The following is a 12,039-nucleotide window of genomic DNA, read 5'->3' on the forward strand; positions in this document are numbered from 1 at the left end:
AATTACATTATACTAGTTTAAAAAAAAACGTAACTTTAATAACTTGAAAATCAACCTTTATGAAATTACTTTACGCTTTACTTGTTGTCTTATCAGTTTCATTTACTTCGAATGCTCAAATTATTGATATTCCTGATGCCAATTTTAAGAATGCTTTAATTTCAATTGGAGTTGATACTAATTCGGATGGGGAAATTTCAATTGCTGAAGCAGAAGCAACCATATATATGGCTATTAGTGGGTTGTCAATTGCATCATTAGAAGGAATTGAATACTTTGTGAATTTAGAATATCTGATCTGTGAAAACAACTTATTAACTGAATTGAATCTTGTAAATAATCCTTTAATAGATGTGCTTTATTGTAATGACAATCAATTGACATCCCTAGATGTAAGTACATTAACTTATATTTCTGAGTTCGATTGTAGCAATAATCCTAATTTAACTTCAATAGCATTAGGTCAAGGCTTCGATTACCTGACTATAAATTATACTGGTCTCACTGAAATCGATTTAAATGGGGTTTCTGCGCATTATATTAATATTAGGAATAATGCCAATCTAACATATGTTCAATTAGGATATTTAGATTATTATAATTTTCACTCATATACTGTTACCGATAACCCAATACTTGAAATTATTTCATTCAAAAATGGTGTTACTCAGTTAAGCGGTATTGATTATGATTCTGGAAGTTATTACATATGTAATAATCCAAGTCTAATTTATGTTTGTGCAGATGAATCTGAAATAAATGGTTATACCTACACCAATGAAGCTATGGAAGAGGTTATTGTTGAAGGCGTTCAAGATCTTGTGAACAATTGTGGTTATTCAAATGTTGTTGTTAACTCTTACTGTTCGTTCACTCCAGGAGATGAATATTATACAATTGAAGGCAATACGATTCTAGACCTAGATAATAATAACTGTGATATCAACGATCCCATGTTTCCTAATGTAAACTTTGAAATTACTGATGGAAATGAAACCGGGAATTTCATTTCAGACACTTCTGGTGTTTATTTTATTCCTGTTGCAGAAGGCATTCATACTTTAACACCTCAGCTTGAAAATTTAGAATACTTTACTGTATCACCTTCAAGTATTACCGTTGATTTCCTTACTGATACCAGTCCGTTTACTCAAGATTTTTGTATCACACCAAATGGTATACATCACGATTTGGAAATCGTACTAATTCCTCTTGATGGCGCACGTCCAGGCTTTGATGCTGATTATAAATTAGTATACAAGAACAAAGGCACAACCACTTTAGATGGAAGTGTCGATTTGACCTTTCAAGATGATGTTATGGATTTAATCTCGACCTCTCCTACTGAAGACTTGCAATCTGGAAATACACTCACATGGAATTTTACAGGGTTAGCTCCTTTTGAAAGTCGTGAGATTGAGATCACCATGAACATCAATTCACCTATGGAAACACCACCCGTTAATGGTGATGATGTACTGGTTTTTGATACTTCAATTAGTGCTTCGGAAACCGACGAAACTCCTGATGATAACAGCTTTACATTGTATCAAACTGTGGTAAATTCATTTGATCCTAACGACAAAACCTGTTTAGAAGGCGGTGTCATTTCTCCAGAAATGGTAGGCGATTATGTACACTACAGAATTCGTTTTGAAAATACAGGAACAGCTAGTGCCATTAATGTGGTGGTAAAAGATCATATCGATAGAACCAAATTTGATCTGTCAACGCTCGTTCCTATAGATGCAAGTCATGAGTTTTTTGCTAGAATCGAAGATAATACTTCAGATTATTTTGTAGAATTCATTTTTGAAAACATCAATTTACCATTTGATGATGCCAACAATGACGGTTATATCGTGTTTAAAATTAAAACACTCGATACTTTAGTCTTAAACGATACTTTTGAAAACGAAGCTGAAATTTATTTCGACTTTAATTTTCCAATTATTACAAATGTTGCACAGACGACTGTAAGTACGCTGAGTACAGAAGATTTTGAATTTGAGAATCAAGGGTTGGTCTTATATCCTAATCCTTCATCAGATATATTACATGTAGAATCAAAGCAGGCTATTGAACAAATCGCCATATATGATAGCTCTGGAAGACTCATACAAAACATCTCATATCTTGGTTTTAAAACGAAGGTATCACTTCCAACTGAAGATTTTTCAACAGGTACATATTTTATAAAAGTTCTGGCTGAAGATAGTCAAGCCATCAAAAAATTTATTAAGGAATAATGCAAGTTGTTTGTAGCGACTAATTTTAAATTCGTGCTTACATCACTGGATGTCTTGGGTATGATGAGATTCTGAAATTGAAGATTCATGACTACTTTATTTTAAAATGAAAGCATATGAATAAACACGTTCAAAATAACACAATTACTTCAGCTCTTTTGATGGGTCCCAAAAAACAGACTCTAAATCTTGTATTTGATTGTCAACTACTGTTATGCCTTCACTCTCTAAAAGTTGTTGCATTAAATTAGTCCCTTCAAAATGATGCTTTCCGGTGAGTAACCCCTTTCTATTAACAACGCGATGCGCTGGCACGTCTTTTCCAACCGATCCGTTCATGGCATAACCAACCATTCTGGCACTACGCTTAGCACCTAAATAATTAGCTATTGCGCCATAACTGGTTACTTTTCCGTAGGGAATACGTTTAGCAACGTCATAAACTTTATCAAAAAAATTTAAAGTTTCAGGTTTCATTATAAATCCATTAGAATATTAATCAATGTAATTCCTGCAACAATTCCTGTTAAGGCTCCAATCATATAATTCATATTCTTTTGAGAAGTAAACGACTTATTCTTTATTTTATCAAAAAAGAAAATATACACATAGAGCATAACAAAAGTTCCCATTGCTGCACCAGTAACATAAGAAAGGATGCTTGTTTTTTCAAAATTAAACCATCCAAATCCAGCAATAGTAATCGTCATATACGCCTGATATGGAATAGGAAATACGTTAATCGCTGATAAAAACATCCCTTGAAAAAAGCGGCTCTGACTACTTCTTGTATGAGGCTCTATATCTGGTTTTGTAGAGGTTTTTGCAAGCAGTAAAAAATAGATGGTAATCAAAACAAATATTACAAATGCTACACGCTGTAAAATAACCACAACATCGGTATGATTATTAAGATAACGTGCAAGCATTGCTGCAATATAAGTTTGTAAAAATACAATTAAGCACACACCGATAGAGAAAATAATACCTCTGTTAGGGCCTTCTTTTAAACTTACTTTTGCAGCTGTCATATTTAATAGTCCGGGAGGTATCACACCAACTAGTGCTATGATAAGTCCGAGAAAAAAAATAACAGTAATATTCAACTTTATTTAATTTTAAACCTAATATACGTAATTGGTTTGTTTTGTTCTAAGTATTGCGACTCATAGTAGGTTTGAATGCTCGTGACTTCTTCAGGGCTGCCTTCTTGTTTATACACATTATGATTAGCGTAAAGGACTTCATGACCTTCACCATGTAACAAGCCAAGTGTATAGCCATGCATAAACTCGCTATCTGTTTTTAAATTAACAACACCATCTGGTTTTAAAATGGTTTTATAGCGTTTTAAAAAGTCTGAATTGGTCATTCTATGCTTGGTTCTCTTGTATTTAATCTGAGGATCTGGAAATGTAATCCAGATTTCATCAACTTCATTTTGGGCAAAAGCATAATCGACAAGTTCGATTTGTGTTCGTAAAAAAGCAGCATTTGATATGTCATTTTCAATAGCTGTTTTAGCACCTCTCCAAAAACGTGCTCCTTTGATATCGATACCTATAAAGTTTTTCTGCGGAAACTTCTTTGCTAATTCCACAGTATATTCGCCACGACCACAACCTAACTCTAAGACTAGAGGATTATTATTTTTAAACACTGAAGTATTCCATTGTCCTTTTAATTCATATTCTGAATTGACCAAGTCTTCTCTTTTAGGCTGATATACGTTACTAAACGTCTCGTTTTCTTTAAATCGCTTAAGTTTGTTTTTACTTCCCACTTTAAAAAATTAACAATTTCTTATTTTTACTAATCAAGCCGTAAAATTAAGGAAACATTTTAAGCTTTAACTTTGTTTTTAAAATAGACTTTAAAAATACACGACACTGAAAGACATCAAGCCTAACAAACGAATACTTATTGCGCCTCTAAATTGGGGCTTAGGTCATGCTACACGATGTATTCCTATAATAAATGCACTAATAGCGCATCAATTTGAACCCGTTATTGCTAGTGATGGTATTGCATTATCGTTATTAAAAAAAGAATTTCCGCAGTTAGAATCTTACGAATTACCATCCTATCACATTACTTACCCTAAAAAAGGGGAGCACTTTAAATTAAAAATGCTCAAAAGCTCTCCTAAAATGATGAAAGCCATCAAAGCCGAAAAAAAGATGGTGGCGACCATCATTGGAACTCATAACATTAACGGTATCATATCAGATAACCGATTAGGTGTTTATAATAAAAACTTACCTTGTGTATTTATCACACATCAACTTCAGGTTTTAAGCGGAAATACAACTTGGCTTAGCACAAAGTTGCATCAAAAAATAATAAAACGCTTTCAGGAGTGTTGGGTTCCTGATAATCTTGGCGATGCTAATTTGAGCGGCAAATTAGGTCATACTCATATGTATGAAATGCCAATTAAATTTATAGGCCCTTTAAGTCGTTTTACAAAATCTGATGTTCCTGCAACTTATGACGTCATGGTATTACTTTCGGGTCCAGAACCGCAACGTTCGCTATTGGAAGAAAAGCTTATGTCAGAATTTCTAAAGTTTAAAGGCAAGGTCATTTTTGTGAGAGGTGTGGTAGAAAATGATTGTCATAGCTATAAAAAAGGTAATCTCTCTGTTTACAACTACATGACCAGTTCACAATTAGAAACGGCCATAAATGAAAGTGCTTTAGTCGTCTCGCGATCAGGATATACTACGATTATGGATTTAGCCAAATTAAATAAAAAGGCCTTTTTTATTCCTACTCCTGGTCAATTTGAGCAAGAATACCTCGCCAAACGTTTAACGAATTTAGGCTATGTACCTAGTTGTACTCAGGATGAATTTAGAATCGAAATGCTCGAAACTGCTTCTACCTATAAAGGTTTGAGTGTCATGGACTATGAAGTAAATTATAATAAGTTATTCGGCCTTTTCTAGAGTAAAAGAAAACTCACTTCCAACATTTAATTCACTTTCAATATAAATTTTTTCGTCGTGAGCTTCAATTATATGTTTTACTATTGCCAATCCGAGTCCCGAACCACCTTCTTTTCTTGAACCACTTTTATCAACTCTAAAAAACCGTTCAAATAAACGCGGAATATTTACTTCAGAAATTCCTTCACCATTATCAGTTACTCTAACTATAACTTTATTTTTTATAAGGTTCTCAATGCTAATTTCGGTAGTTCCTTTTTCCTCTCCATATTTTATAGAGTTCACAATAAGATTTGTTAAAACCTGCTGGATACGCTCTTTATCAGCCATTACCATTATAGGCTCATTATAATCCATATCAAACATTAATGATATCTTCTTTTTTGAGGCTTTCATTTCGAGCAAATCAAAAACACTTTCCACCAATTCAATAATATCAAATTTTTCGATGTTGAGTCGTAAATCACCAACTTCTAGTTTGGTAATCATATCTAAATCCTTGACTATGTAAATGAGGCGTTCTAAGCCTTTATTTGCTCTGTGCAAATATTTCTCACTAACTTTTTTATCATCAATAGCACCATCAATTAGTGTTAGCAAATAGCCTTGAACGGTAAATAAAGGTGTTTTAAGTTCGTGAGACACGTTGCCTAAAAACTCCTTTCTATACTCTTCCCTTACTTTAAGAGTTTCAATTTCTAACTTTTTATTCTTGGCGTATTTATCGATCTCTTCAGTTAAGGTCGCCATATCTGTAGTAATTGGCTGCTTGCGTAAGGATGTTGATTCGAGAAGGGTTAAATCATCATATATTTTTTTTACCCTTCTGTAGATAAATCGTTCGACACGATACTGGATAACAATAAAAGACAATAGATACGTAAATACTGCAAAAGACACCAGATATAAAATATCTACTGAGTGCAATAAATATAAAAAAACACTCGATAAGAGCGTTAAAAAAATCGTGATATATAAGGACGTTTTAAAAGCGAACTTATATGTTTTTTTTAATTTATTTTGCATTAGTCGACAAACTTATACCCAACACCTTTTATGGTTTTAAATTTTTTGTCTCCAATTTTTTCACGAAGTTTTCTGATATGAACGTCAATTGTACGGCCTCCTACAACCACCTCATTACCCCAAACTTTGTCAAGAATTTCTTCACGTTTAAAAACTTTATTGGGTTTTGTTGCTAACAAAGATAATAATTCAAACTCTTTTCTAGGTAAAACCAGTTCTTCACCTTTAATCGTAATTTTGTATTCTTCTCTGTTGATGGTTAAATTTCCTATTTTTAAAATATCCTCAGCTTTTTCTTCATCTTTTAAACGTCGGAGTAAAGCTTTAACTTTACTTACTAAGACTTTAGGCTTAATAGGTTTGGTTATATAATCATCAGCACCAGCATCAAAACCTGCCATTTGCGAGTAATCTTCACCTCTGGCTGTTAAAAATGTAATTATGGTCTCGCTTAAATCTGGTAGTTTTCTAATTTGTTCACAAGCTTCAATACCGTCCATTTCTGGCATCATCACATCAAGAATTATAAGCTGTGGTTTTTCTTTTTTTGCTTTTTTAACGGCTTCTACTCCATTTTCTGCTGTAACAATCTGGTAGCCTTCAGATGATAAATTATATCCAACAATCTCTAAGATATCTGGCTCGTCATCGACCAACAAAATTTTTATATCCCTTTTTTTCATTATTTATTTTTTGAAAAACTTAGTGATGTAAAGATAGGATTAATAACAAAAACTTACACTACGGTTCAAATTGATAACGTTATGTTAACTTAATACTTTACAACTACTATTGTTTTTGAGAGACCTATCATACAATGTTATTTAATTGTAAATTACCATTTTATTAACCAAAATATTCTTTAAAACTGTAAAAACTGAGTATATTTGTATGCTTATTTTTAAAACATTTAAAACTAAATAATTATGAAAAAACTTTACTTTTTATGTTTAACTGCTTTAATTGGTTTGACTTCGTTTGGTCAAACAACATTATACCAAGAAAGCTTTGAAACAGACACAAATGGAACTAATTACACTACTTCTGTAGCAGAATTTTCTGATGGCGCTGGAGATTTCTTTTTAAGAACTGACGGTTCTGACATCGGATCTTTTTATGAAGTTTCTGGTACCGACGGTACTTTTTTCTTCGCAGGACAAGATTTAGATGGTGAAGGTGCTACGTTACCTTTATCGTTATCAACTATTGCCATTGACGTAACAGGATTATCAGATGTTGATTTTGCCATTTTACTTGCTGAAGATGATGACGGAACAAATCAAGATTGGGATGAAGCAGATTATATGCATATCTTCTATTCTATTGATGGTGGTGCTGAACAAAACTTACTTTGGATAGAAAGCGAAGCTGCTGGTTCGAATAGTGCTCCTAGAATTGATGCTGATTTTGATGGTGTTGGTGAAGGTGCTGAAATTACTTCTGCATTTACTGAATATGTTCAAAATATTTCACTTTCAGGAAACTCTTCAATCGTATTTAGAATTGAAATGAGTCTAAATTCTGGTGATGAAGATATCGCCATTGATAACATTAGAGTAGTTGATGGTTTTGTAGCAACGCCAAGTATTACAATTACTTCTCCTGCTGGAGGACAAGAGTTTGCTCCAGGAACAACATCTGTTGATGTTGAATTTACTACAGCTAACTTAGCAGGTGGTGAAAGCGTAGATATTACAGTTAATGGTACAACAACAAACAATGTTACAAGTCCTTTTTCTGTAGCAACTGTAGATGGTCAAACTTATGATATTACTGTAGAATTAGTAAATGGTGGCTTAATTGATTCTGATATGGTATCATTTAGCGTATTAGCGTCTAACACTGTTTCGAATATCGCTGAGCTAAGAGCTGGTACTATCGGACAAGCTTATGAATTAACTGGTGAAGCAATTATATCATACATCGTTACAGATAATAACAGAAATCAAAAGTACATTCAAGATGCTACTGGAGGTATTTTAATTGATGATCCTTCTGGTACTTTAGCAACAGCATTAAGCATTGGTGATGGTATTACAGGCCTTCAAGGACAATTAGGAGAATTCTCTGGAGTATTACAATTTATTCCTGTTGCCGATTTAGCTGGTCCTTCATCTACAGGAAACACAATTACACCTGAAGTTGTAAGTGTATCTCAATTTTTAGCAGCTGGTGAAACTTATGAAAGTGAGTTGATTCAAATTACAAACGTAACTTTTGAAGATACTGGTGTATTTGAAAATAATACAAACTACAATATTGCAGATGGTGCAGATGTTACTATTGCCAGAGTTTCTTTTGCAGATGAAAATTTAGTTGGTGCAAATATTCCAACGACAACATCTTCTGTAATTGGTTTAGGTGCTGAATTTAACGGTGTATACCAAATTTTACCTCGTTATGTTGATGACGTAGCTGGTGCTTCACTTTCAATTGATGAAGTAAATGGTACGTCGTTCTCTGTGTATCCTAACCCAACTTCAACTGGATTTGTAAACATTACAAGTGCAAACAGCGATGCTATTTCAGTTTCTGTTTATGACATCTTAGGAAAGCAAGTCATTAGCAGTACGTTATCGGATAACCGTTTAAATGTATCTGAATTACAAACAGGAGTTTACATCTTAAAAATTTCTCAAAATAACGCATCGGTTACTAAAAAATTAGTGATCAAATAATTCGTTATTATAAATTATTACAAAAAGCGTCTCGATAATCATCGGGACGCTTTTTCTTTTTGCATATTTTTGCTACGATGATTAGCACAAAGGATATTTTTTCAATCTCTTCAGAACGTACATTCAATACAGTAGCATTGGATGTTTTTAAATTTCAGTTTGATAACAATCCCGTATATCGCTCATTTTGTGATTTACTGTACAAACATCCTAGTGACATCAAACGTGTAGAAGACATTCCATTTTTACCCATTCAGTTTTTTAAAAGTCATCAGGTATTGAGTTCTAGTGCTCCCGTTGAAGTAACCTTTTCCAGCAGTGGAACAACAGGTGCAATTACCAGCAAACATCACGTTACAGACTTGTCGGTTTATGAACAAAGTTTTCGTCGTGCGTTTCATCAGTTCTACGGAAATATTAACGACTATGTCATACTTGCCTTACTTCCTAATTATTTAGAACGTCAAGGATCCTCATTAGTTTATATGGTTGATGATATGATACAACAATCAGGTCATCCTGAAAGTGGTTTTTATCTCAATGATCTCGATGCACTTAAAACGCAGCTTATCACATTAGATACCGAAGGCAAAAAAGTTCTACTGATAGGCGTTTCTTTTGCCTTGTTAGATTTAGTTGAACTGCAGCAGTTCCAATTAAAAAACACCATCATTATGGAAACAGGTGGCATGAAAGGCCGTAGAAAAGAATTAGTGCGAGATGAACTTCACGACATTTTAAAATCTGGGTTTGGTGTATCACAAATTCATAGCGAATACGGCATGACCGAACTCTTAAGTCAGGCCTATTCCTTAGGCAACGGACGCTTTAAATGTCCTAATTGGATGCGTATTTTAACCCGAGATCCTGAAGATGCTTTAAGTCTTCAACACATAAATAAAACTGGAGGCATCAATGTGATTGATTTGGCTAATATCAACTCCTGTTCATTTATTGCTACCCAAGATTTAGGTCGTGTTTATGATGATAGAAGTTTTGAAATCATTGGTCGCTTTGACGCCAGTGATATTAGAGGCTGTAATTTGATGGTCTTGTAATCTTTATCGTTTCCTACCGACTACTTCATCATGAAGTTATCATTTTTAAATCTTTTATTAGTTTTCGGAATACTTAATACCTCCGCACAAACTATTGATTATAATACTAAAGCAGGTTATGTTGCCAAAGGGTATGATGTTGTTGCTTATTTTAATAATGAAGCAATCAAAGGGCGAGATACCTTTCAAACGACTTATGATGATGTAAAGTTTAAATTCTCTTCTGAAGCTAACTTAAATACTTTTAAAAACAATCCCCAAAGATATATCCCTCAATATGGTGGTTATTGTGCTTATGCCGTTGCTGTAGACTCAAAAAAAATAGATATCAATCCTAAAACCTTCGAAATTAGAGATGGAAAGCTGTATTTATTCTACAATTCCTGGTTTAACAATACATTAACGTCATGGAAAAAAAATAATGTGAAAGGTTTACAAGAAAAAGCCGACCAACATTGGGAAGTAATAAAAATAGAATGAAAATTCTATGAAAAAGAAAAAATTACTTCAAATAATAGTTGATTGGTTAATGTTAAGCGTCCCATCTCTCGATGGGACGTTTTTCTTTGTAAAAAAGTTTATGATTGTGATTGTGTCGCCCTGAATTATTTCAAGGTCTCATTGTCAAAATGGTTGTATTCGTGATGTGGTTCTGAAACACGTTCAGAATGACACTACAGTTTATATAAACCAAAACAACAATTAATCTAAGACACTTTTATGATATACGTATTCTTCTTTCCTTTGTTAAGAATGATGTATGTATCATTAATTAAATCATCTGACGATAACTGGTAATCTTCAGTTACCTTTTCCTTATTGACTGATACCGCATTTTCCTTTAGAGCACGTCTTGCCTCGCTATTCGATGCTAAAAAATTTGTTTGAGCAGCAAGTGCTCCAATCATATCAAGTTCTGATAATTCTGCTCTAGAAATTTCAGCTTGAGGCACACCTTCAAACACATCTAAAAAGGTCTTTTCATCTAAAGTTTTAATATCTGCTTTAAAGGTTTTACTGAATAAAATATTTGATGCTTTTTCGGCATTTTCAAAATCAGATGCAGAGTGTACCATTGTAGTAATTTCTTGCGCCAAACGTTTTTGGAGCTCGCGTCGATGTGGCGCTTCTGAATGTTCTCTTATAATGGTTTTAATCTCTTCTTCGGTTAAAAAAGTAAAGATTTTTATATACTTTTCAGCATCTTCATCACTGGTGTTTAACCAAAACTGATAAAACTTATAAACTGATGTTTTTTCAGCATCAAGCCATACATTACCACCTTCACTTTTACCAAATTTTGAACCGTCTGCTTTTGTAATTAACGGACACGTCATAGCGTATGCTTTGGCATCTTCTCCAACATTCATTCGTCTTACAAGCTCTGTCCCTGTGGTAATATTTCCCCATTGGTCGCTACCACCCATTTGCAATAAGCAATGATGCGTTTTATATAAATGGTAAAAATCATACCCTTGAATTAACTGATAAGTAAACTCTGTAAAAGACATCCCTACATTACCTTCATCTCCACTTAAACGTTTCTTTACAGAGTCTTTTGCCATCATGTAATTTACCGTAATACGTTTACCAACATCACGAGCAAAATCTATAAACGAAAAATCTTTCATCCAGTCGTAGTTATTAACTAATACTGGAGCATTTTTTTTATCTGAATTGAAATCTAAAAATCGGGCTAGTGTATTTTTTATTCCTGCAACATTGTGGTTTAAGGTGGCTTCGTCTAATAAATTACGCTCGTCACTTTTCCCTGAAGGATCTCCAATCATTCCTGTTGCTCCACCAACTAAGGCGATAGGCTTATGTCCAGCCTTTTCCAAATGCATTAATAAAATAATAGGAACCAAACTACCAATATGTAAGGAGTCTGATGTTGGATCAAACCCAATATAAGCTGTGGTCATTTCTTTTTGCAATTGCGCTTCTGTTCCTGGCATGATATCATGTACCATTCCTCGCCACGTTAATTCTTCTACTAAATTATAGTTCATTTTTTGAGTATTAATCTAAAGTGCAGCAAAGATATGTTTATCAAACAAAAGAGAAAAGCGAATAC

Annotated in this window: 11 protein-coding genes; 5 read left to right on the forward strand and 6 right to left on the reverse strand. The window is 33.6% G+C overall.

All coding sequences use genetic code 11. The features are described 5' to 3' along the window. Positions 1 to 59 precede the first annotated feature (59 nt). Complete coding sequence (locus H7350_RS01865) at positions 60 to 2,249, forward strand: T9SS type A sorting domain-containing protein (protein ID WP_204344171.1); 2,190 nt, start codon at positions 60 to 62, stop codon at positions 2,247 to 2,249. A 144-nt stretch (positions 2,250 to 2,393) separates the two neighbouring features. Here H7350_RS01865 and H7350_RS01870 read toward each other — a convergent pair whose 3' ends face one another. The 3 genes from H7350_RS01870 to trmB are packed head-to-tail and all read right to left on the reverse strand — an operon-like array spanning position 2,394 to position 4,032. Beyond that, positions 2,394 to 2,726 (reverse strand): MGMT family protein, encoded by a 333-nt coding sequence (locus tag H7350_RS01870; protein ID WP_204344172.1) that lies wholly within the window; start codon positions 2,724 to 2,726, stop codon positions 2,394 to 2,396. Further along, positions 2,726 to 3,355 (reverse strand): lysine transporter LysE, encoded by a 630-nt coding sequence (locus tag H7350_RS01875; RefSeq protein ID WP_204344173.1) that lies wholly within the window; start codon positions 3,353 to 3,355, stop codon positions 2,726 to 2,728. The genes H7350_RS01870 and H7350_RS01875 overlap by 1 nt, the downstream gene beginning before the upstream one ends. A 2-nt stretch (positions 3,356 to 3,357) precedes the next feature. Next, positions 3,358 to 4,032, reverse strand: coding sequence for a tRNA (guanosine(46)-N7)-methyltransferase TrmB (gene trmB / locus H7350_RS01880; RefSeq protein WP_204344174.1), 675 nt, complete (start codon positions 4,030 to 4,032; stop codon positions 3,358 to 3,360). Positions 4,033 to 4,399: 367 nt separating this feature from the next. On the opposite strand from trmB, the gene H7350_RS01885 reads away from it, so the two are divergent. Beyond that, a complete protein-coding gene (locus H7350_RS01885) occupies positions 4,400 to 5,200 on the forward strand; it encodes a glycosyltransferase (protein WP_338105751.1) in 801 nt (266 codons plus the stop codon). Here H7350_RS01885 and H7350_RS01890 read toward each other — a convergent pair. Both H7350_RS01890 and H7350_RS01895 read right to left on the reverse strand, forming a co-directional pair. Next, positions 5,183 to 6,226, reverse strand: a complete 1,044-nt coding sequence (locus tag H7350_RS01890; RefSeq protein WP_204344175.1) for a sensor histidine kinase — start codon at positions 6,224 to 6,226, stop codon at positions 5,183 to 5,185. The genes H7350_RS01885 and H7350_RS01890 overlap by 18 nt on opposite strands. Next, positions 6,226 to 6,909: a response regulator transcription factor gene (locus tag H7350_RS01895; RefSeq protein WP_204344176.1), complete on the reverse strand. Its 684-nt coding sequence runs from the start codon at positions 6,907 to 6,909 to the stop codon at positions 6,226 to 6,228. Before H7350_RS01895 ends, H7350_RS01890 begins: the two co-directional genes overlap by 1 nt. A 243-nt stretch (positions 6,910 to 7,152) precedes the next feature. On the opposite strand from H7350_RS01895, the gene H7350_RS01900 reads away from it, so the two are divergent. The 3 genes from H7350_RS01900 to H7350_RS01910 all read left to right on the forward strand — a co-directional run bounded on the left by H7350_RS01900 (position 7,153) and on the right by H7350_RS01910 (position 10,442). Then, positions 7,153 to 8,904: a T9SS type A sorting domain-containing protein gene (locus tag H7350_RS01900; RefSeq protein ID WP_204344177.1), complete on the forward strand. Its 1,752-nt coding sequence runs from the start codon at positions 7,153 to 7,155 to the stop codon at positions 8,902 to 8,904. A gap of 77 nt (positions 8,905 to 8,981) precedes the next feature. After that, complete coding sequence (locus tag H7350_RS01905; RefSeq protein ID WP_204344178.1) at positions 8,982 to 9,962, forward strand: LuxE/PaaK family acyltransferase; 981 nt, start codon at positions 8,982 to 8,984, stop codon at positions 9,960 to 9,962. Positions 9,963 to 9,992: 30 nt separating this feature from the next. Beyond that, positions 9,993 to 10,442, forward strand: a complete 450-nt coding sequence (locus H7350_RS01910) for a YHS domain-containing (seleno)protein (RefSeq protein WP_204344179.1) — start codon at positions 9,993 to 9,995, stop codon at positions 10,440 to 10,442. A gap of 227 nt (positions 10,443 to 10,669) precedes the next feature. Here H7350_RS01910 and tyrS read toward each other — a convergent pair whose 3' ends face one another. After that, positions 10,670 to 11,974, reverse strand: coding sequence for a tyrosine--tRNA ligase (gene tyrS / locus H7350_RS01915; RefSeq protein ID WP_204344180.1), 1,305 nt, complete (start codon positions 11,972 to 11,974; stop codon positions 10,670 to 10,672). Positions 11,975 to 12,039 lie beyond the last annotated feature (65 nt).

The organism is Psychroserpens algicola (assembly GCF_014526325.1).
In the GTDB taxonomy this organism is placed as follows: domain Bacteria; phylum Bacteroidota; class Bacteroidia; order Flavobacteriales; family Flavobacteriaceae; genus Psychroserpens; species Psychroserpens algicola.

Excerpts from the sequence above, each read along its gene's own strand:
- tyrS (WP_204344180.1), bottom strand. The coding sequence starts at position 11,974 with ATGAACTATAATTTAGTAGAAGAATTAACGTGGCGAGGAATGGTACAT.
- H7350_RS01900 (WP_204344177.1), top strand. The coding sequence starts at position 7,153 with ATGAAAAAACTTTACTTTTTATGTTTAACTGCTTTAATTGGTTTGACT.
- H7350_RS01895 (WP_204344176.1), bottom strand. The coding sequence starts at position 6,909 with ATGAAAAAAAGGGATATAAAAATTTTGTTGGTCGATGACGAGCCAGAT.
- H7350_RS01870 (WP_204344172.1), bottom strand. The coding sequence starts at position 2,726 with ATGAAACCTGAAACTTTAAATTTTTTTGATAAAGTTTATGACGTTGCT.
- H7350_RS01865 (WP_204344171.1), top strand. The coding sequence starts at position 60 with ATGAAATTACTTTACGCTTTACTTGTTGTCTTATCAGTTTCATTTACT.
- H7350_RS01910 (WP_204344179.1), top strand. The coding sequence starts at position 9,993 with ATGAAGTTATCATTTTTAAATCTTTTATTAGTTTTCGGAATACTTAAT.
- H7350_RS01905 (WP_204344178.1), top strand. The coding sequence starts at position 8,982 with ATGATTAGCACAAAGGATATTTTTTCAATCTCTTCAGAACGTACATTC.
- H7350_RS01885 (WP_338105751.1), top strand. The coding sequence starts at position 4,400 with ATGATGAAAGCCATCAAAGCCGAAAAAAAGATGGTGGCGACCATCATT.
- H7350_RS01890 (WP_204344175.1), bottom strand. The coding sequence starts at position 6,226 with ATGCAAAATAAATTAAAAAAAACATATAAGTTCGCTTTTAAAACGTCC.